At 67.3% G+C, this 18978-nt stretch carries 19 protein-coding genes; 9 read left to right on the forward strand and 10 right to left on the reverse strand.

All coding sequences use genetic code 11. The features are described from left to right. The first annotated feature begins 87 nt into the window (after positions 1–87). Complete coding sequence (locus PVW48_RS16225; protein WP_274582066.1) at positions 88–2178, forward strand: 4Fe-4S binding protein; 2091 nt, start codon at positions 88–90, stop codon at positions 2176–2178. Beyond that, a complete protein-coding gene (locus tag PVW48_RS16230; protein ID WP_274582067.1) occupies positions 2175–3071 on the forward strand; it encodes an FAD:protein FMN transferase in 897 nt (298 codons plus the stop codon). Before PVW48_RS16225 ends, PVW48_RS16230 begins: the two co-directional genes overlap by 4 nt. Positions 3072–3078: 7 nt before the next feature. On the opposite strand, the gene PVW48_RS16235 is transcribed toward PVW48_RS16230, so the two are convergent. Both PVW48_RS16235 and PVW48_RS16240 read right to left on the reverse strand, forming a co-directional pair. Then, positions 3079–3306 carry a DUF1150 family protein gene (locus tag PVW48_RS16235; protein WP_012177362.1) on the reverse strand — a complete coding sequence of 76 codons (228 nt, stop codon included), beginning with the start codon at positions 3304–3306 and terminating at the stop codon, positions 3079–3081. Beyond that, a complete protein-coding gene (locus PVW48_RS16240) occupies positions 3303–3746 on the reverse strand; it encodes an Hsp20 family protein (protein WP_012177361.1) in 444 nt (147 codons plus the stop codon). The genes PVW48_RS16235 and PVW48_RS16240 overlap by 4 nt, the downstream gene beginning before the upstream one ends. A gap of 182 nt (positions 3747–3928) precedes the next feature. Here PVW48_RS16240 and PVW48_RS16245 point away from each other — a divergent pair, with 182 nt between their 5' ends. The 3 genes from PVW48_RS16245 (at position 3929) to PVW48_RS16255 (ending at position 5775) form a co-directional block, all read left to right on the forward strand. Then, positions 3929–4147 carry a YdcH family protein gene (locus PVW48_RS16245; protein WP_044028304.1) on the forward strand — a complete coding sequence of 73 codons (219 nt, stop codon included), beginning with the start codon at positions 3929–3931 and terminating at the stop codon, positions 4145–4147. Between the two features lie 76 nt (positions 4148–4223). Continuing rightward, complete coding sequence (gene purE / locus PVW48_RS16250) at positions 4224–4709, forward strand: 5-(carboxyamino)imidazole ribonucleotide mutase (RefSeq protein WP_012177359.1); 486 nt, start codon at positions 4224–4226, stop codon at positions 4707–4709. Continuing rightward, positions 4702–5775 (forward strand): 5-(carboxyamino)imidazole ribonucleotide synthase, encoded by a 1074-nt coding sequence (locus PVW48_RS16255; protein WP_274582068.1) that lies wholly within the window; start codon positions 4702–4704, stop codon positions 5773–5775. The genes purE and PVW48_RS16255 overlap by 8 nt, the downstream gene beginning before the upstream one ends. Positions 5776–5893: 118 nt before the next feature. Here PVW48_RS16255 and PVW48_RS16260 read toward each other — a convergent pair whose 3' ends face one another. Then, complete coding sequence (locus PVW48_RS16260; protein WP_274582069.1) at positions 5894–6265, reverse strand: HIT domain-containing protein; 372 nt, start codon at positions 6263–6265, stop codon at positions 5894–5896. An 8-nt stretch (positions 6266–6273) separates the two neighbouring features. Continuing rightward, positions 6274–7851 (reverse strand): DUF5928 domain-containing protein, encoded by a 1578-nt coding sequence (locus PVW48_RS16265; RefSeq protein ID WP_274582070.1) that lies wholly within the window; start codon positions 7849–7851, stop codon positions 6274–6276. A gap of 113 nt (positions 7852–7964) precedes the next feature. Between PVW48_RS16265 and PVW48_RS16270 the strand changes: the two genes are divergently transcribed. Further along, a complete protein-coding gene (locus tag PVW48_RS16270; RefSeq protein WP_012177355.1) occupies positions 7965–8780 on the forward strand; it encodes a sulfotransferase family protein in 816 nt (271 codons plus the stop codon). A gap of 12 nt (positions 8781–8792) precedes the next feature. Here PVW48_RS16270 and PVW48_RS16275 read toward each other — a convergent pair whose 3' ends face one another. The 3 genes from PVW48_RS16275 to hemF form a co-directional block, all read right to left on the reverse strand. Next, positions 8793–10892, reverse strand: a complete 2100-nt coding sequence (locus PVW48_RS16275; protein ID WP_274582071.1) for a serine hydrolase domain-containing protein — start codon at positions 10890–10892, stop codon at positions 8793–8795. A gap of 138 nt (positions 10893–11030) precedes the next feature. Continuing rightward, complete coding sequence (gene ggt / locus PVW48_RS16280) at positions 11031–12821, reverse strand: gamma-glutamyltransferase (RefSeq protein WP_274582072.1); 1791 nt, start codon at positions 12819–12821, stop codon at positions 11031–11033. Between the two features lie 154 nt (positions 12822–12975). Continuing rightward, entirely contained in the window at positions 12976–13869 is an 894-nt protein-coding gene (gene hemF, locus PVW48_RS16285; protein ID WP_012177352.1) for an oxygen-dependent coproporphyrinogen oxidase, read from the reverse strand. A 59-nt stretch (positions 13870–13928) separates the two neighbouring features. Here hemF and PVW48_RS16290 point away from each other — a divergent pair, with 59 nt between their 5' ends. Beyond that, positions 13929–14306, forward strand: coding sequence for a hypothetical protein (locus PVW48_RS16290; protein ID WP_012177351.1), 378 nt, complete (start codon positions 13929–13931; stop codon positions 14304–14306). Here the strand turns inward: PVW48_RS16290 and PVW48_RS16295 are convergent. The 3 genes from PVW48_RS16295 to clpS are packed head-to-tail and all read right to left on the reverse strand — an operon-like array spanning position 14287 to position 16462. After that, positions 14287–15093 carry an SDR family NAD(P)-dependent oxidoreductase gene (locus PVW48_RS16295; protein WP_012177350.1) on the reverse strand — a complete coding sequence of 269 codons (807 nt, stop codon included), beginning with the start codon at positions 15091–15093 and terminating at the stop codon, positions 14287–14289. The two genes, PVW48_RS16290 and PVW48_RS16295, sit on opposite strands and share 20 nt — an antisense overlap. 30 nt (positions 15094–15123) lie before the next feature. After that, entirely contained in the window at positions 15124–16125 is a 1002-nt protein-coding gene (locus PVW48_RS16300; protein ID WP_274582073.1) for a class I SAM-dependent methyltransferase, read from the reverse strand. Between the two features lie 16 nt (positions 16126–16141). Next, a complete protein-coding gene (gene clpS / locus PVW48_RS16305) occupies positions 16142–16462 on the reverse strand; it encodes an ATP-dependent Clp protease adapter ClpS (RefSeq protein ID WP_044028302.1) in 321 nt (106 codons plus the stop codon). Positions 16463–16615: 153 nt separating this feature from the next. On the opposite strand from clpS, the gene PVW48_RS16310 reads away from it, so the two are divergent. Continuing rightward, positions 16616–17320, forward strand: coding sequence for an HAD family hydrolase (locus PVW48_RS16310; RefSeq protein WP_274582074.1), 705 nt, complete (start codon positions 16616–16618; stop codon positions 17318–17320). A 173-nt stretch (positions 17321–17493) separates the two neighbouring features. Next, positions 17494–18975 carry a serine hydrolase gene (locus PVW48_RS16315; RefSeq protein WP_443112683.1) on the forward strand — a complete coding sequence of 494 codons (1482 nt, stop codon included), beginning with the start codon at positions 17494–17496 and terminating at the stop codon, positions 18973–18975. Positions 18976–18978 lie beyond the last annotated feature (3 nt).

The raw sequence follows: 18978 nt of genomic DNA on the forward strand, positions 1-18978 counted from the left end.
GCGGGCGCAGTCAAACCCTTGTGAGACATCCGGCTTTGCGACCTTGGTCCAATTCGCCCGCGCCGGGCGGGCTCCTAGGGTCGCGGAATGATGTCGGTTCTGATGCGTCTGGCCCTCGTGGCGCTCCTGCTCCTGCCCCTTGCCGGGCGGGCCGAGCCCCTGAGCCGCGAGGAGATGGCCGCGCAGATCCTGCCGCCCTTCACGCTTGGCGAGCCGCTGGGCGAGAACGAGGTGTGGTCGTTGCTCAATGCTGGCGGCACCCAGGCAGGCTACGTGTTCGAGACCGAACCCATGGCGCCCCTGCCGGGCTTTTCCGGCGCGCCGATCAACCTGCTGGTGCTGCTCGATCTGGAGGGGCGGTTCGAACACGTGGTGCTGCTGGAGCATAACGAGCCGATCTTCGTCTCGGGGCTCGGCGAGGCGCCGTTCCATGCGTTTTTCGAGCAGTACCGGGGGCGGTCGATTTCCGACAGCCTCGTGGTCGGCACGCCTTACGGGGGCGGCGATGCGGGGGGCGGGTTGATCTATCTCGACGGGGTGACCAAGGCCACGGCGAGCGTGCGGATCGCCCACGAGTCGATCCTCGCCGCGACGTTGCAGGTCGCACGACAGAAGATGCAGGGCGTGGCCACAGGCCCGCCCGCCTATCCGGACCCAAACAACGCCGAGATCCTGAGCTTTCAGGATCTGATCGATCAGGGCCTGCTGACGCGCACAGTGGTGAGCAACGCCGAGGTACAGGCGCAGTTCGCGGACACGATCTGGGAAGATGACGACCCCGCGGCGCTGGACGAACCCGAGGCGCCCTATCTCGACCTGTGGATCGCGGATCTCGGCCCGCCCGCCGTGGCGCGCGCGCTGCTGTCGGAGGACGGCTATGCGGAGTTGCAGGATTTCCTTGAAATCTCGGGCTCCGACGAGCCGATCCTGATGATCGAGACCGGGCGCCACGGCCTTGTCTCGGAAGATTTCGTGCGCAACACCGCGCCTGCCTGGCTGTCGGTCACGCAAGACGGGTTGCCCGTGGCCCTGCGCGACAGCGATATCCTGGTGGAGCTTCACCCGGATCTGCCCGACGCCCTGCAGGACGGGGTGGCGATGATTCTGCGCACGGACCGGCGGCTGGGCTTCGATCCGACCCGCGAATGGACCCTGGGAGTGGAGGCCGTGCGCAGCCACGGCATGCTGCAGCCCGAAATCGGCAGTGTGACCCTGACCGCCACCTATGCCTCGGACCCGCGCTTCTTCCTGCGGCCCGAGATCACCGGCCCCCTGCCGCCCTGGCAGGAGGCGTTGCTGAACCGCCAGACCGACCTGATCGTGCTGGCGGTGTTCCTGGCGGGGCTGCTGGCGCTCTTGGCGGCGCGGATGAACTGGCTGGCGGGGCTGGCGCAGTTCACGCCTGTCCGGCTGGGGATCCTCGCCTTCGTGACGGTGTTCATCGGCTGGTGGGGACAGGGGCAACTGTCCATCGTCACGGTGCTGGGGGTGCTGCGCACGGCGCTGGAGGGGGCGAGTTTCGCCTTCCTGCTTTATGACCCGTTCTCGCTGGTCATCTGGGGGGTGACGATCCTGGGCTTCGTGCTCTGGGGGCGGGGGCTGTTCTGCGGCTGGCTCTGCCCGTTCGGGGCGCTGCAGGAGTTTGCCCACCATGTCGGACGCAAGCTGCGCCTGCCCCGGATCGAGCCGACAGAGGCCTGGGACCGCCGCCTCAAGGGGCTGAAATACGTGGTGCTCGCCGGGCTGGTCGCCACGGTCCTGATCGCGCCGCAGCATGTGGACACGGTCGCCGAGGTGGAGCCGTTCAAGACCGCGATCACGGTCTTCTTCGTGCGCGAATGGTATTACGTCGCCTATGCGGTGCTGTGGCTGGGGCTCGCCCTGGTGCTGTTCAAGGGGTTTTGCCGCTATGTCTGCCCGCTGGGGGCTGTAATGGCACTAGGCGGGCTGCTACGCGGGCGCGACTGGATCGCCCGGCGGGCGGAGTGCGGCTCCCCCTGTCAGCTGTGCCGGGTCAAATGCGAGTACGGCGCCATCCAGCCCACGGGCGAGATCGCCTATTCCGAATGTTTCCAATGCCTCGATTGCGTGACGATCCATGACAGCAAGCAAATGTGCGTGCCTTTGATCCTGGAGGCGCGCAAGGACCAGCGTGTGAAGGGGGTGGCCGCGAAATGAACCTGCATCGGCGTCGGTTTCTCAGCATCAGCGCGGCGGCCATGGCCGCGGGCCCGGTCGCGGCGGCGGGCGCGGGCTTCACCCGTTGGCGCGGCGAGGCGCTGGGGGCGGAATGCGAGATCACCCTGCACGCCCCCCCGGGCAAGGCGCAGCCAGCCTTGGACGCGGCGCGCGCCGCCCTGCGCGCGGTGGAGGCGCAATTCAACCTCTATGATCCCACCTCAGCGCTGGCGCGGCTGAACGCGACCGGGCGGCTGGAGGCGCCGGAGCCGATGTTCCTGGCGCTGATGGAGTTGTCGCGGCAGATGTACGAGGCCACGGAAGGGCGCTTCGACCCGAGCATCCAGCCGCTCTGGTCCGCATTGGCCCGGGGCCTCGATCCCGAGACTGCACAGGCGCAGGTGGGCTGGTCGCGGGTGCGCTGGGACGCGGGGGCGGTGCGGCTCGCCCCCGGTCAGGCACTCAGTTTCAACGGGGTCGGACAGGGCTTTGCCACGGACCGTGTGGCCGAGACGCTGGCCGCCCATGGCATGGGCCGGTTGCTGGTCAATATCGGGGAGTTCCGCGGCGCGGGCGGGCCCTGGCGCGTGGGGCTGTCGGACCCGGCGCATGGGCTCGTCGGCACGCGGCAGATCACCGATGGGGCGATTGCCACCTCCAGCCCCCGGGCGCTGTCCCTCGGCGGGACGGCACATATTCTGGACCCGCTGGGGCGGCGCGTGCCGCGCTGGTCGACGGTATCGGTGGAGGCAGAGACCGCGGCGGTGGCGGATGCGCTCTCCACGGCGCTGTGCCTGATGCGGCGTGAAGAGATTGGCGCGGTGCGGGCACGGGTGCCCGCCCTGCGGCGGGTCACCCTGATCGATCATGCAGGCGATCTGGTCACCCTGTGAGCGTCGCTCAGTGGACGTGGACCGGCGACATCTCGTTCTGGCGCGCGAGCAGGAAGGCCGCGTCGCGGTCCGTCACCAGCGCTAGCCGCGCGCCGGAGGCGTCGTGCACGGCGTAGAGTTCGGACACATCTTCGAGCTGGGCGCGCACATTGGCGGGCAGCTCGCTCTGATCGACGGGGCGGACATAGACGATCGGGGCCGCCCCGGGGGTGTCGATATCGAAGTCATGGGTCATTTCGCACGTTCCTTCTTCTGGGGGTCCCGGGAAGGGGTGATCTGGATGGTCTGCACGACCGGCTCGGGCACGTCGCGCTTGAGGTCCACATGGAGCAGGCCGTTCTCCATGGTAGCCCCGCTGACATCGACGCCATCGGCCAGCACGAAGCTGCGCTGGAACTGGCGGGTGGCAATGCCGCGGTGCAGGAAGATCCGACCGTCGGTCTCATCGCGCTGACGGCCGCGGATCACCAGTTGCCGGTCCTCGACGGTGATCGAAAGGTCGTCTTCGTGAAAACCCGCGAGAGCGAGCGTGATCCGGTAGCGGTTCTCGGAGGCCTGTTCGATATTGTAGGGCGGATAGCCGTCATTGCCGGTCTTGGCGGTCCGCTCCACCAGGCGTTCGAGTTGATCGAAGCCCAGCAGGAAGGGGTGCGCGCCCAGGGTCATCTTCGTCATGGTCTATGTCCTTCGAAAAGCGACGTGGCGCCCCGGGCCCCGAAAGGCGACCCGGGGGCTGCATCTGAATATGGGGAGGCGCGGCGCGGGCTGCAAGGGTTTGACGCAGGCGCCCGGCGGGGCTTCCCCGGGCCCTGCAAACGCAGTAGACCTTGGAGCGTGGGCGAGAGGGAGTGATGGGCATGAATGGCACCGGCGCGATGAGCCGTGAAGAAGTGCTCAAATACGAGCTGGAGGTGCTGCGGCGCGAGCATCGCGATCTGGATGAGGCGATCGAGGCCCTGGGCGAACGCCCGGCCCCGGATCAGCTGACCCTCAAGCGACTGAAGAAGCGCAAACTGGCCCTGAAGGACCAGATCGCGCGGATCGAGGACGAGCTTTTTCCCGACATCATCGCCTGAGCCGGACGCCCGTGCCTCGCGATTGCCAATGGGGCGGGCATGGGTATAGTGCCGCTTCCCGAAGATGGAGAGGGATATGACCGTACCTGTCGGTATCATCATGGGCAGCCAGTCGGACTGGGCCACCATGCGCGAGGCCGCCGCCCTGCTCGACGAGCTGGGCATCGCCTACGAGACGAAGATCGTCAGCGCGCATCGCACGCCGGACCGGCTGTGGGAGTATGGCAAGACCGCGGCAGGCCGCGGGCTGAAGGCGATCATCGCCGGGGCCGGGGGGGCGGCGCATCTGCCGGGGATGATGGCCTCCAAGACCCGGGTGCCGGTGATCGGCGTGCCGGTGCAGACCAGGGCGCTGTCGGGGGTCGACAGCCTCTATTCCATCGTGCAGATGCCCAAGGGCTTTCCGGTGGCGACCATGGCGATCGGCGCGGCGGGCGCGGCCAATGGGGCGCTGATGGCGGCGGCGATTCTCGCCACCTCGGACGAGGCGGTGGCGGCCCGGCTGGAGGATTGGCGCGCGGCCCTTTCGGCGGCGATCCCCGAGGAGCCCAGCGATGACTGAGCCGCTGGCCCCCGGGGCGGTGATCGGGATCCTGGGCGGCGGGCAGTTGGGGCGGATGCTGTCCATGGCCGCGGCGCGGCTGGGATTTCGATGCCATATCTTCGAGCCGGGGGCCGCCCCGCCCGCGGGCCAGGTGGCCGAGGCGGTGACCACCGCCGGCTATGACGATCTGGACGCGCTGCGCCGGTTCGCCGAGGGCGTGGACGTGATCACCTACGAGTTCGAGAACATCCCCACCGCCGCGCTCGACGTGCTGGAGGCGCTGCGCCCGATCCATCCCGGCCGACGCGCCCTGGCCGTGAGCCAGGACCGGCTGACGGAGAAGGAATTCCTGCGCGGGCTCGGTCTGCAAACCACGCCCTTCGCGCCCGTCGACGACGCCGCGGGGCTGGAGGCCGCCCTTGCCGCCATCGGCACGCCCGCGATCCTCAAGACCCGGCGACTGGGCTATGACGGCAAGGGCCAGGCGCGGCTGACTGCGCCCGGCGACGCGGCGGAGGCGCTCGCGGCCATGGCCGGGGCGCCCGCGATCCTGGAAGGGTTCGTGGAGTTCTCCCACGAGGTGTCGGTGATCGCGGCGCGCGGGCAGGACGGGGCCGTGGCCTGTTTCGATCCCGGCGAGAACGTGCACCGGGACGGCATTCTGGCCACGACCACGGTGCCCGCGCGCCTCAGCCATGCCCAGCGCACGGATGCGGTGCTGCTGGCGGGGCGGATCCTGAACGCGCTCGACTATGTCGGCGTGATGGGGGTAGAGCTGTTCGTGACCCGCGGCGGGCTGATCGTGAACGAGATCGCGCCGCGGGTGCACAATTCCGGCCACTGGACCCAGACCGGCTGCGTCATAGACCAGTTCGAGCAGCATATCCGCGCCGTGGCGGGCTGGCCCCTCGGCGACGGGCAGCGCCATGCGGATGTGGTGATGGAGAACCTCATCGGGTCGGACATGGACCGGGTGCCGGAACTGGCCGCGGAGCGCGACGTGGCCCTGCATCTCTACGGCAAGGCCGAGACCCGGGCGGGCCGCAAGATGGGCCACGCCAACCGGATCATGCGCCCGGGCTGAGCCGGGCCCAAGATCCTTCTAAGGATCTTCGCCCCCCTCGCGCATCCGCCCCGCCCCGGGCGCAAAAGTCTTGAACAAGACTTTTGCCAAAATCCTTGCTCAAGGATTTTGGTCCCGATCAGGCGGGCGGGTTCAGCATCCGCCCCAGGGGACGGCCCGACAGGATATGGACATGCAGGTGCGGCACCTCCTGCACACCGAGCTCGCCCGCATTCGAGATCAGCCGGAACCCCTTCTCGCCCACCTCCAGCATCTCGCAGACCTTCGCGATGGTGCGGGTGTAATCCAGCACCTCTGCATCGGTCGCCGCGGCGGCGAAATGATCATAGCTGACATAGGGGCCCTTGGGGATCACCAGCACATGCACCGGCGCCTGCGGATAGATGTCGTGGAAGGCCAGGGTATGCGCGGTCTCCAGCACCGTCTTGTTCGGCAGCTCGCCGCGCAGGATCTTGGCGAAGATGTTCTCGGGATCGTAGGTATGGGCCATGGGCGTCCTCAGTCGGTGAAAAGATGGTCGGTGCGGGCAAGGCTCTCGGCCCGTATCTCCGGCACGCCGAAGAAGCCTGCAAGGGCCACGGCGTTGGTTTCGGCGGAATGGCTCTCGGACATGCGGTAGACCTCCGGGAAGCCCGCGTCGCGGATCCGCTCCCGCTCGAACGCGATCTCGGCGCGGATCGTGGGCACAAGCTCGCGCAGCACCGTGTCCGGGCTGTGATCGCTGGCCAGGCCCACGCGGCGGGCATGCCCGATCAGGTAGCTGTCGGAAAAGCCGCACTCGATCTCCAGCAGCTTGGTCCGCGACCGGTCGGTGAAGAAGTCCTGCATCAGGTCGATCGCACTGGGATCGATGCAGAGCGCCAGCCGGTCGGTCTGGTAATAGTCGAACAGCATCCGCACCAGGGCGCGGCGATGGCGCGCGCGCTTTTGCAGGGTTTTCTCGATCCCGCCCAGGTCCGGCAGCACGCAATCCTCTTCGTGAAAGGCGAAAGCCACGCCCTGAACGTCCAGCTCTTCCTGCGCGCGGGCGAGCACTCGCTTGGCCACGTGCCATTTCTTGCACGCGATCAGCAGCAGCTCCCGCTCCCGGCCCAGACTGCCCTCGGCCTCCCAGAAGCGCGGGACGTAGCGCCGCCCGACCCGGCCCTGCCCGGTCAGGAAGGCATGGAGCCGCTTGCCTTCCCCCGAGATCGCGAAGCTGCGGCCGGTCTCGGCCCAGAGCGCGCCGAGCCGGTCCTTGAGCTCCTGCGCCTCGGCGGAAATCTTGCGGGCGAAAAGGAAATCCTGCCCCAGCAGCAGGTCGTAGTGGTCGTTGTAGAAGGTCACCGGCATCCCGTAATCGGAGAACATCAGGAAGGTCGGCGTGCGGCTTTCGATCTCCGCCTCGGGGATCAGGTGACGCACAAGGGTCTGGAAGAAGGTTTCGTCCGGAATCCAGGTGGTCGAGAAGAAGCGCACCACATCCGGACGCTCGGCGCAGAAGGCCAGCAGGGTTTCGACCGTGGCGCGGCGCAGGCACCACCATTGCGAGCCGATATGCACCTTGATCCCCTCGGGCACCTCGCGGGCAAGCTTGAGCGCGCGCTGCACCCCGAGGGAGGCGTAGAAGAGCCTCTTTTGCTCGCGTTCGTTGAACCAGTGACGATAGTAGAGCCGGTCTTCCTGCATCCCCGTCCGGATCCAGCCGGAGGTGAAGAAATCAACCGCCTCGATATAGTCGCAGTCGCGCTTGTCCAGAAAGGCGTGGGCATATTCCGCGGTCTTGATCGGCATGCAGTCGCCGGAGACCATGTAGAAATGGGTGGCGTCGGGCCAGGTGGTCACGGCGGCACGCAGAGCCTCCAGCGTCGCGGCCACGAGCGACCATTCCCCCCAACCACATTTGATCCGTCGCCTGGCGAAGACCACGTTGGGCGCGTCCTGCAAGGCCGCGTGAATGGCGGTGAAATCGACCTCCGGGGCGCGCGCGTCGAAATGGATCGCCACGTAGTCGCCGGCCGAGACCAGGCGCCGGGCCTGGGCGATGACCGCGTCCGGGTCCTTGTGACAGAGAAGGATGAAGGCAATTCTTGCCAAGCGCGCGACCTCGGGTTCGCTGTTTTTCCGCTTTCATAGACCGCAAGAGTCCTTGATAAATCAATGATACATTCACGGTTTTCTGCAACCGTGGCGCGCAGAGCGGAGGCAAGATGGGATTTCCCGGGACCTGGATGACCGAAAGCGGCACCCTGATCTACAGGGTGGTGCCGAAATGCGCCTGCTCGACCATCGGGCAGATCATGTATTACTCCGACAATGGCGCGTTTTTCGATGGCGACATCCATGACAGCAAGGACAAGCTGCACAAATGGGGCCAGGAGGACAGCCGCCCGGTGATCGAGGCGGGCATCCGCGCCCATGAGGCGCGCATCTTCACCTGCGTGCGCAACCCCTACACCCGCATCCTGTCGGCGTTTTTCGACAAGATCGCGGGGATACAGCGCAACGGCAACCGATACCGCGGCAAGCTGGTGCCGATGCTGACCCAGAAATATGGTGTCCAGGTGGAGGGCGATTTCGACCAGATCGCGAGTTTCCGGCGATTTCTGCTCTTTGCCCGGGACACGATCCAGTATCGCCGCCCGATGGACCCGGATATCCACTGGTCGGCCATGTCGGGGCATGTCTCGACCCTGGTGACCAATGGCGGGCGCTACGACCAGATTTTCTTCACCGAGAGGTTCCAGGACGGGATGGGCCGCGTGCTGGAAGGGATCGAGACGCCCCATCCGGTCGACCTGCCCCGGATCCCGCGGTTCAACGAATCCGAAGGGCACGGGCCCAAGCGGCTTCATCCGGTGGAGGATTACTTCGACGATCTGTCGATGCACCTGATGCTGGAGATGTACAAACAGGATTTCGAGTTGTTCCGCTACGATTTCGACACCCCCGCGAACAAGATGCCCACGGGAGAGATCGACCTCGACGAAGTGCACGCCAAGCTCGGGCCGCGCGCGGTGGCCTGAGCCGCGCTCAGCCTATTGCGGGGTCAGGGCGTTCTGATAGGCCCGCTGCAAAAGGGCGCGGGCGCTGCCGGGTCCGCCATCGGCGTCCACGTCGGAATTCAGGAACAGCACACCGACCATGGCCGGACCTGCCCCGTTGCCCGCCCCGCCCAGGAAGATCGCCGCCGAGGTACCGGTCTGGCCGCAGCCATTGTCGTTGCACCCGCCCCAGGCGCCGTTCTTTTCCATCCAGAAGCTATTGGAATTGTCGATGCCGAGGCCGCGCATCTGCATCTGTTGCGCCATGGGCGGCGTGATGTCCTCGCGCAGGATCCGCCCGTCCCGTTGCAGCACCGAGGTCAGCACCGCCGCCATGTCCGCCGCCGACACGTACCAGCCCGCGGCTCCGCACGCGTCACGCACATCGCCCCAGTCCATGCCGCCACCGGTCTCGCCGCGATTGTAGCCGAAGGCGTGATCCCCCGTGCCCTGCGGGCGGCAGCCTGTGCCGGTGGCCCCGACGGGCCGGAACACGAAAGTGTTGATCAAGTCCTCGTAGGCGGTGTCATAGGCCCCGGGTGCCGCGATGCCGGTCACCGCCCCGGCCACCCGCGGCAGAAGCACGCGCATGAGCGCGGTGTTGTAGTTGGAATAGCAGGGCATCTGTGCAGTGTTCACCGGGTTCGGCGGGTTCTGCACGTTCGCGGGCTGGCAGGCGGTGGTCCAGCCTGGATCGACCTGCTGCTCCATGAAGGCGCGCAGGGCGGCGAAGTCCTGCTTGATATTGCCGTAATCCATGATGCCCGAGCGTTGGCCGAGCAGGTCGTCGAAGGTCAGGCCCTGGAAATACGGGTCCACGTCCCAGTCGGGCGGAAAGAACGGGCCGATCTGGTCGAAGATGTCCATCCCGTTATCGGCCAGCACCGCGAGGGTGCCGAGCGCCGTGATCCATTTGCTGACACTGGCCACGGTGATCTTGGTCTCGCCGGTGAAGGGCAGACGCCCATCCTCCGACCGCCGCGCCAGCCCGCCGCCACCCGAATGGGGGTACTGACCCAGCGCGAAGCCGTAACCCTGCACCCGCCCGTTCGTGAGCCTGCGCAGCTCTTTCTCCACCGCGCAGCTGGAGGTGCATTGCCCGCCGCTGCACTCGCGGCGATTGGGCGGGATCAGGGCCACGTTCTGCCAGGCGGCCGGCACCAGTGGCGTGATCCGGGTGGGCGAGATCGGGCTCTGGCTGGCGGGGCCTTTCCAGTCCAGCTGCACCCGCAGTTCGGCCCCGCACATCTGCCCGTGGCGCGCCCGCCATGTGCGCACCTGCTGGCGCGCGGGCAGTTGGCTCTCGGCCGGGGGCAGGATCGCGTGCAGCCGAACTTCGCGGACCGTGGCATCGCCGGGCTTGAGCACGGGGATCTCGACCACCTGCTGCTGACGGTAGAGCAGGCTGTTGTCCTGCACGCGCAGGAACATCGGGTCGGTAGGCTGGGAGCCGGCGTTTTCCGCACGGATCGTGACGTCCATATGGGTGTTGTAGAGCTGGGTCAGGCGGATCTGCCCGATACTCTCGGTCTTGCGTTCCAGCGTGACCGTGGGAAACACCGCGCCCGCGCCGAAATCCGTGGGCGGCGCGATGTTGTCCGGGCTGAGCTGGGTGATCCGCACCGGACTGGCGCCGCCACCGATCCTGGCCCCCTGTCCGTCCAGCGGCCAGAGGCGGATCTCGAACTCCACGTTCTGTGCAGGCGGGCTGGGCAACAGGAAGGTGTTTGCGGCAAGGGTGAAGCTGCGCGTGCGGCCCTCGTCGGGAACCGGGGTGAGGATGCCGCTGGCCACCAGTGCGGCGGTATCGCTGCGCGTCACCTCCCAGCGGGCAGAGACGGCGGTGTCGACCCGGACGCCCCATTCGAACCGCAGGGCTTGCGGGGCCGTGACCGACAGGTCCTTGCGCAGCTGGACGAATTCGCCCGAGCCGACGATCAGGTCGAGATCCGCCGACAGCAGGGCGATCGGCCGGTCCGGCAAAAGATCAGGGCGAATTTGCAGGCCCGGTTGCAGTTGCAGGTTCGATTGGGCTTGGACCGGGACGGCGCAGACAATACCAAGACACACGGTCAGAATGCGAAAAATACGCATGACGGTCTCCATCAGAATAAATTGGGCGGGTACGAAAAGTACCCTGGAAATCACTTCTTCAATGCAAGCATCATAGCATGAAAAAGCCCCGGACGCATCCTTGCGGCGCCCGGGGCATTGGCAGTGGCGCGGCTTTGCCTACTGGCCGAGCGCGATGCCTTCGCGGCGCGGGTCGGCGCCGCCGATCAGGGTCTCGCCCACCGCGATGGCGTGCAGACCGGAGGTCAGGCCCCGGGCATTGACCTCGAACCCCAGCTCGGTGAGCGGGGTGGCGAGATCCTCGGCGGTTGTGCCTTCTTCCACATCATAGGTGCCGAAGCGGTTGACCAGGTGCGGCAGCGCCACGGCGGCCTGCGGGTCCATGCCCCAGTCGAGATGGGCGATGATCGTCTTGGCCACGTAGCCGATGATGCGGCTGCCGCCCGGCGAGCCCACGACCAGCACCGGCGCGCCGTCCTGCATCACGATGGTCGGCGCCATGGAGGACCGCGGCCGCTTGCCCGGCTCCAGCCGGTTGGCGATGGGGACACCGTCGCTGTGGGTGCGGAAGGAGAAATCCGTCAACTCATTGTTGAGCAGGAACCCCCGCACCATCAGCCGCGAGCCAAAGCCGTTCTCGATGGTGGTGGTCATGGACAGGGCGTTGCCGTGGCTGTCCACGATGGAGATATGGGAGGTCGAGGGCAGCTCGATACTCTTGTCATCGGCCCAGTTCAGCGCATGGTCGAACTCCGGCGCGCCCGGGGCGACCTCTGCCAGGGCCGCGTCGGTGTCGAGCAGGGCCGCGCGCTCCGCCAGGTAGGCGGGGGCGACGAGCCCCTCGGTCGGGACGGGGACGAAGTCGCTGTCGGCCATGTAGCGACCCCTGTCGGCGAAGGCGAGCCGCGAGGCATCCCCGATCAGGCGCCAGGCCTCCGGGCTGTCGGCGCCCAGCGCGGCCAGGTCATAGCTGTCGAGCATCCCGAGGATCTGCCCCACGGTCAGCGCCCCGGAGGACGGCGGGCCCATGCCACAGACATCATGCGCGCGGTAGACCACGCAGACGGCGGGGCGTTCCTTGACCTCGTAGATGCCGAGATCGGTCATCGACAGGACGCCGGGATTGCCCGGCGCGGTGCGGACCGTGGCGACGATGTCGCGGGCGATCTCGCCGGTATAGAACGGAGCCACGCCCAGGGCCGCGATCTGGCGCAGGGTGTCGGCATAGGCCGGGTTGGTCAGGGTATCGCCCTCGGCCAGCGGGGTGCCGCCGGGCAGGAAGTAATCGCGCGTGGTCTTGAAACGCGACAGCCGCTCGGCGTCGTTGGCCACCAGCGTCGCCAGGCGTGGCGAGACCGGAAAGCCGCCCTCGGCCAGGTCGATCGCCTCGGAAAACAGGCTCGCCCAGTCCTGGTTGCCCCATTTCGCATGGGCCTCGGCCATCAGCGCGGGCGTGCCCGGCGTGCCCACCGAGAGCCCGCCGACCACCGCGTCGAAGAACTGAAGCGGCTCGCCCGCCTCGTCCTGGAACAGGGTCGGCGTGGCCGCCAGGGGCGCGGTTTCGCGCCCGTCGAGCGTGGTGATCTCGCCCGAGGCGCCATCGTACCAAACGAGGAACGCACCGCCGCCGAGGCCGGAGGATTGCGGCTCCACCAGCCCCAGAACGGCCTGCACCGCGACCATGGCGTCGGCGGCGGTCCCGCCCGCGGCCAGAACCCGCGCCCCGGCCTCAACCGCATGGGGGTTGGCGGCGGCGACCATCCAGTCCTGCGCTTGGGTCGGCGTGCCTGCCGCCTTGGCGTCCAGCGCGGCCCGGGCCGCGTCCGAGACCGTGGCGAAAGGCCCGGTGGCCGCAGCCCCCTCGGGGGCGACGGCATCGGCGGCCTCCTGGGCGGAGACCGCGGTCGCGCCAAGGATCAGCGCGGCGATCACTGCTGTCAGATGTGTCATGGTTCCCTCCCGTTTCGACGCAAAGGTACGCGCGGAAGGGTCTTGTGCCAACCGGGATTACCCCGGCGTTAACCAGTTCTTTGCCTTTTGCCGCGAGGCTCGGGCCGAGTTGAGCCCGGGAGTCATCGTGCCACGCGCAAACCTTCGTCGCCGGTTATGGCCATTTCGCTTCGGGCGGCAGGCTCATGAGCACGGCCGTGGCGTCATGCCCGGTCTCAAGCCCGAACTTGGTGCCCCGGTCATAGACCAGGTTATACTCGGCATAGAGGCCGCGATGGACCAGCTGCGCCTCCTTGTCGGCGTCGGTCCAGGGCAGGTTGCGATTGCGCTCGGTCACCGGCAGGAAGGCCGGCAGGAAGGCGCGGCCCACGTCCTGGGTGAAGGCGAAATCCGCCTCCCAGTCGCCGGTATTCCGGTCGTCGTAGAAAATGCCGCCTACGCCGCGCGCGCGCCCGCGATGGGGCACGAAGAAATACTCGTCCGCCCAGGCCTTATACTTGGGGTAAAGCGCCGGGTCATGCTTGTCGCAATAGTCCTGCAACACCTTGTGGAAATCCGCCGTATCCTCGGGTTTCTCGATACAGGGGTTGAGGTCCGAGCCGCCGCCGAACCACCAGGTCTGCGGGGTCCAGAACATCCGCGTGTTCATGTGGACCGCCGGGGCATGGGGGTTGCGCATATGGGCGACAAGGCTGATGCCCGATGCCCAGAAGCGCGGGTCGGTGTCCATGCCCGGCACGCCCTTGCGCGCGGCCATTGCGGCCTGGGCACGCGGGGCCAGCGCGCCATAGACGGTGGAGATGTTGACGCCGACCTTCTCGAACACGCGCCCGCCGCGCATCACGCTCATCAGGCCGCCGCCCGCATCCGAGCCATCGTCCGAGGCGCGGGTCGTTTCCGTGACTTCGAACCGGCCCGGCGCAAGATCGGCGAAGGGGCCCTCGGTCTGGGTGTCCTCCAGCGCTTCGAAAGCGGCCACGATCTCGTCCCGCAGGGTGCGGAACCACGCAGAAGCGCGGGCTTTGCGCTCGGTGAAGTCTTCGGTCATCTCGGTCTCCTTGGTCTGGCTCTTTGGCTAGCAGATTCAAAAATCGGTGTCAGGTGGAAATGACAGCACGAATTTTCCTGCTCGCGCCCCTGCTCGCGGCCTGCACGGTGCCGGTCGAAGACGCCTGTTTCGCGCAAGCCACGCGGGAGCTGGCGACGGTTCACGCGCTGATCGCGCAGGCCGAGGATGCCGCTGCGCGGGGCTACCGCCGGGTGGACGAGACCTGGGTCGATCTGGACGTGTCGGATTGCTATGCGACCCTGTCGCCGCGCAGCATCTGCACCACGCAATACGAGACCCGGCGCGGGCGGGCCGTGGCGGTGGATGTGGCCGCGGAGGAACGGATCGCGGCCGACCTGCGCGCCCGGCTGCCCGGGCTGAAGGCGCGGGCGCGCACGGACTATGACGCCTGCATGGCTAGTGCGCAGGCTCCGTGACCGGGTCGAGCAAGGTGCGCCCGCCGTCGATGGTGATGACCTGCCCGGTGACGAAGCCCGACCCGGCGGAGGCGAGGTATTGCACCGCGTCGGCCACTTCAGACGACTTGGCGATCCGCGACATGGGTGTGCAATCCACGATCTCGCCGCGCAGGGACTTGTTGTCTTTCAGAACGTCCTTGAGGCTGGCACTCATCACACTGCCGAAGGCCACGGCGTTCACCCGGATGCGGTGCCCGGCCAGCGCCACCGCCATGGAGCGCGTCATCTGGTCCAGGGCCGCCGAGGCGATGGAGTAGCCCAGCAGTTGCGCATGGGTCTGGCGCGCAGCGATGGAGGACAGGTTGACGATGGCGCCCGCGGGCTGTTCCTCGTCCTCGTCCTCGGACTGCTTGATCATCCGTTTCGACACCAGCTGGCTGAGCCGCAGGGCAGTCATCAGGTTCTGCTCCAGCATCTCCTCGACATTGTCGTGGTCCGGGTCGAGCGGGTCCGAACTCATCATCTGGCGACTGGCATTCACCAGGATATCGACCCGGTCGAAGGCGTCGATCGTGGCCGAGAGCAGGTTGGCCTGGGTCAGCCGTTCCCGCAGATCCCCGGCATAGTAGCGCGCGCTGCCGCTGTCCTCGCCCATCTTGCCGACCTCGTCCTTCAGCCGCGTCTCGTCGCGATCCGCGAACATCACGTTCGCCCCGTGATCCACGAATTGCCGCGCGATGGCGAGGCCCACCCCGTTCGCCGCCCCGGTCACGATGGCGGTTTTTCCGGAAATAGAGAAGGACATCGGTCGTCTCCAAGCAGGGTGTGAGGGGGGTCAGGAGGCGCGCGCGGCGCCGGTCTGGCGCGGCTTGCGCGCATGGAAGATCTTGTAGCCCTGCGCCTCGGTCACGGGCTGGGCTTCGCCGAAACATTCGGCGAGGGTGTGCTCATAGGGCAAATGCCGGTTTGCGACAAGCCCGAGCACGCCGGAGGGCTTCAAGAGCCGCGCGGCCGTGCGCAGAAACATGTGGCCGATCGCCGGGTCGGCCTTGCGCGAGGTGTGGAAGGGCGGGTTGCACAGGATCGCGTCATAGCGTTTGCCGGGGGCGAAGACCGCCGCGTCCTCCCAAAGAAACCTTGCGCGCGGATCGTCGACATTGCGGCGCGCGGCCTCCAGCGCGTCGAACTCGGCCTCCACCAGATCCATGCCGGTGACCTGCCCCGAGGCAAGCGCGGCCTTGGCCAGATACCCCCACCCGGCCCCGAGATCGAGCACGTCGCCCTGCAACCGCGCGGGCAGATGGGCCGCCAGCAGCGCCGAGCCCGCATCCACCGCCCCGGCGGAAAACCCCGCGCGCGCGGTCACCCAGCCCTCGGGCGATGTCAGCGGCGGGGTCAGCGGCGCCAGATCGGGCAAGGGGTCCGGCACCCGCCCCCAGAGCAGTTTGCCATGGGCCTTGGCATAGACCTCGACCCCCGTCAGCAGGGATTTCGCGAGCTTCACCAGGCTGTCGACGCCGTCGGTCTTCTGCCCGTCCAGAACGATCAGCCCGCCGGGCCCGACCCGGCCGATCGCCTCGGCCAGCAGCGCGCGGGCATGGTCCTTGGCCCGGGGCACGCAAACGAGGGCCGTCGCGAACGCGCCGTCGGCCTGCGGCTGCACAAGGGCGCCGCGGCGTTCCCAGGCGGTAACATCGGGACGAAATCCGTGGACGATCTGGACCCGGTCCTCCGGCAGCCCTTCGAGCCCGGGCGGCGGGCGCAGGGCGAGTACCGGGCCGTCTGGCCACTTCAGAAGACCCGCGTCCAGGGCCAGCCGTAATCGTTGTGCTGTCATGGGCTGCGCCGGGGCGCTATTCCTTTTCCATCGTGCACTGCAGCGGATGCTGGTGCCGGCGGGCGAAATCCATCACCTGGGCGACCTTGGTCTCGGCGATCTCGTAGGAAAACACCCCCACCACCGCCACGCCTTTCTTGTGCACGGTGAGCATCAGCTCGACCGCCTGGCCGTGGGTCATGCCGAAGAACCGCTCCAGCACATGCACGACGAATTCCATGGGCGTGTAATCATCGTTCAGGATCAGAACCTTGTAGAGCGGAGGTTTCTCCGTCTTGGTTCTGGTCTTGGTGATGACGCTGGTATCGTCATTGGGCGTGCCGGGTTCATCAGACATCTGGATCGGGGTGTTTCCTGTCATTCGCAGCCACTCTGGTGTTGCGTGTCAAACTGGCAATATAAGTGTAGAGGCCCGTGTGAAAAGAGCAACCCGGGCTCAAGCCGAACAAAACCGCCCCCGTGCTGCGCTTTGACCAACCGAGGCCCACGATTGTCCACCCCGATCACGACCATCGGCTTCGATGCCGATGACACGCTCTGGCAGAACGAGCAGTTCTTCCAGCTTACCCAGGAACGATTCGCGGAGCTTCTGGCCGAGTTCGCCGAGCCCGACCACCTGATGGAGCGGCTGCTGGCGGCCGAGCGGCGCAACCTCGGCCATTACGGGTTCGGGATCAAGGGGTTCGTGTTGTCGATGATCGAGACGGCGCTGGAGGTGACCGAGCACAAGGTGCCGGGCGAGGTCATAGCAGAGCTGCTCGCCGCAGGGCAGGAGATGCTGCAGCACCCGATCCACCTGCTGCCCCATGTGGGCGAGACGGTGGCGACGCTGGCCGCGGAGTTCGAGCTGGTGCTCATCACCAAGGGCGACCTGCTGGACCAGGAGCGCAAGCTGGCGCAATCGGGGCTGGGGGAGTTCTTCGACGCGGTGGAAATCGTGTCCGACAAGACGCCCGCCACCTATGCCCGCGCCTTTGCCAAGGCCCCCCATGGGCCGGCCGGCGCGATGATGGTCGGCAACTCGCTGAAGTCCGACGTGTTGCCCGCGCTGGCGGCGGGGGCCTTCGCCGTGCATGTGCCCCATGACCTGACCTGGGTGCTGGAACAGGCCGAGTCGCCCAAGGGGGCCCATCGGTTTTTCGAGTTGCCCGATCTCGGGGGGCTGCCCGGGCTGATCGAAGGGCTGCGCCGCTAGATGCTTGCGCCTTGTGGCGCGCGGGCCCCAAGATATGGGTTTCAAGGCGCGAATTATCCGGATTCAGACCAGGATAAACCGTTTCTTCACGAAGATTTGCGTGCTATCCTTCATGTAATAAACGCGGTGCGTCCAACGAGGCGCGCCCAGAGGCAGAATAGGATCGAGTTGACATGGCACGTCCGTGGCTGGAAGGATTCCGAATAATTGCAATTGTGTGTGTGTGCCTGGGGATGCAAATCTCGGCACACCCCGTACAGGCCGCGCCCTACGCGGCGATGGTGATCGATGCCCGCACCGGCGAGGTGCTGCATTCGCGCAATGCCGACACACGCCTGCACCCTGCATCCCTGACCAAGATGATGACCCTCTACATCGCCTTCGAGGCGGTGCGGATGGGCGAGATCGGCCTGGACACGAAGGTCCGCATCTCGAAAAAGGCCGCCGCCGAGCCGCCCTCGAAACTGGGATTGCGACCGGGGCAGCAAATCGCCCTGCGGTACCTGATCCGGGCCTCGGCCGTGCGGTCGGCCAATGACGCGGCCACGGCCATCGGGGAGGCGATCTCCGGCTCCGAGGCGGCGTTCGCGCGGCGCATGAACCGGACCGCCAAGGCGCTGGGGATGAACAGCACGACCTTCAAGAACGCCCATGGCCTGACCGAATCCGGCCATTTGTCCACGGCGCGCGACATGACCACCCTGGGGCGGCACCTGTTCTACGACTACCCCGAATACTACAACCTGTTCTCCCGCCGCTCGACCGACACCACCATGGGCACCGTGGCCAACACCAACCGGCGGCTTCTGAACGCCTATCGCGGCGCGGACGGGATCAAGACCGGCTATACCCGTGCCGCGGGCTTCAACCTCGTGGCCTCCGCCGAGCGCGGACAGGAACGGATCATCGCCACGGTGTTCGGCGGACGGTCCTCGGCGACCCGCAACCAGCGCGTGGCCGAACTGCTCGACCTCGGCTTCCAGCGGGCCCCGAGCGTGGCCAGCGTGCGCAAGCCCGCCCCGCCCCGCTATGACCGGGCCTTTGCCCAGGCGACCCGCACGGACCTGGCGCTGGCCAAGAGCCCGCGTCCGGCGGCCCGGCCGCAGCCGGTGGCGACCCTGGTCGCGGAAACCGTCGCCCCCCAGGTGGACAGTGCCGAAGAGCTGATCGCGATGCTGGCGCCCTCGGTGTCCGACGCGGTCAAGACAACGACCGAACAGCTCGCCGCCGAGGACGGATCGGCCGAGGTGGCCAATGCGCCCGAGCCAGAGGCAGGCTTTGCCGAGATCCCGGTCGCCCAAGGGGCCGCAGCCCCGGTGATGCCGCGCCCCCTGCCCGTGCCCGAGCCGCGGCGTTTTGCCGATGTGGACCCGGATGTGCAGCCCGAAGTGGTCACGCGGATCTCGACCTCGGGCGGGCGCCAATGGGGCATCCATATCGGCTCCTACACCACCCGCTACCAGGCCGAGCGCGTTCTGCTGAAGATCGCGCTGAAGGAGACCGGCACGCTGGACGAGGCGCTGCGCAAGGTCGCGCGCAAGGGCGGCATGTTCGATGCGAATTTCGTCGGGATGAGCGCCGAAAGCGCGGAGCTGGCCTGCAAGCGCCTGACCGCGCAGAACATTCCCTGCGCGCCCATGAGCCCGACTTCCTGATAC

Origin of the sequence: Dinoroseobacter sp. PD6 (assembly GCF_028807315.1) — a bacterium.
Classification (GTDB): domain Bacteria; phylum Pseudomonadota; class Alphaproteobacteria; order Rhodobacterales; family Rhodobacteraceae; genus Dinoroseobacter; species Dinoroseobacter shibae.

Bases quoted from the DNA above. Each gene is read 5' to 3' on its own strand.
- PVW48_RS16300 (WP_274582073.1), bottom strand. From the start codon at position 16,125: ATGACAGCACAACGATTACGGCTGGCCCTGGACGCGGGTCTTCTGAAG.
- ggt (WP_274582072.1), bottom strand. From the start codon at position 12,821: ATGACACATCTGACAGCAGTGATCGCCGCGCTGATCCTTGGCGCGACC.
- clpS (WP_044028302.1), bottom strand. From the start codon at position 16,462: ATGTCTGATGAACCCGGCACGCCCAATGACGATACCAGCGTCATCACC.
- PVW48_RS16295 (WP_012177350.1), bottom strand. From the start codon at position 15,093: ATGTCCTTCTCTATTTCCGGAAAAACCGCCATCGTGACCGGGGCGGCG.
- hemF (WP_012177352.1), bottom strand. From the start codon at position 13,869: ATGACCGAAGACTTCACCGAGCGCAAAGCCCGCGCTTCTGCGTGGTTC.
- PVW48_RS16240 (WP_012177361.1), bottom strand. From the start codon at position 3,746: ATGACGAAGATGACCCTGGGCGCGCACCCCTTCCTGCTGGGCTTCGAT.
- PVW48_RS16255 (WP_274582068.1), top strand. From the start codon at position 4,702: ATGACTGAGCCGCTGGCCCCCGGGGCGGTGATCGGGATCCTGGGCGGC.
- purE (WP_012177359.1), top strand. From the start codon at position 4,224: ATGACCGTACCTGTCGGTATCATCATGGGCAGCCAGTCGGACTGGGCC.
- PVW48_RS16315 (WP_443112683.1), top strand. From the start codon at position 17,494: ATGGCACGTCCGTGGCTGGAAGGATTCCGAATAATTGCAATTGTGTGT.
- PVW48_RS16270 (WP_012177355.1), top strand. From the start codon at position 7,965: ATGGGATTTCCCGGGACCTGGATGACCGAAAGCGGCACCCTGATCTAC.
- PVW48_RS16230 (WP_274582067.1), top strand. From the start codon at position 2,175: ATGAACCTGCATCGGCGTCGGTTTCTCAGCATCAGCGCGGCGGCCATG.
- PVW48_RS16245 (WP_044028304.1), top strand. From the start codon at position 3,929: ATGAATGGCACCGGCGCGATGAGCCGTGAAGAAGTGCTCAAATACGAG.
- PVW48_RS16225 (WP_274582066.1), top strand. From the start codon at position 88: ATGATGTCGGTTCTGATGCGTCTGGCCCTCGTGGCGCTCCTGCTCCTG.
- PVW48_RS16235 (WP_012177362.1), bottom strand. From the start codon at position 3,306: ATGACCCATGACTTCGATATCGACACCCCCGGGGCGGCCCCGATCGTC.
- PVW48_RS16290 (WP_012177351.1), top strand. From the start codon at position 13,929: ATGACAGCACGAATTTTCCTGCTCGCGCCCCTGCTCGCGGCCTGCACG.
- PVW48_RS16275 (WP_274582071.1), bottom strand. From the start codon at position 10,892: ATGCGTATTTTTCGCATTCTGACCGTGTGTCTTGGTATTGTCTGCGCC.
- PVW48_RS16260 (WP_274582069.1), bottom strand. From the start codon at position 6,265: ATGGCCCATACCTACGATCCCGAGAACATCTTCGCCAAGATCCTGCGC.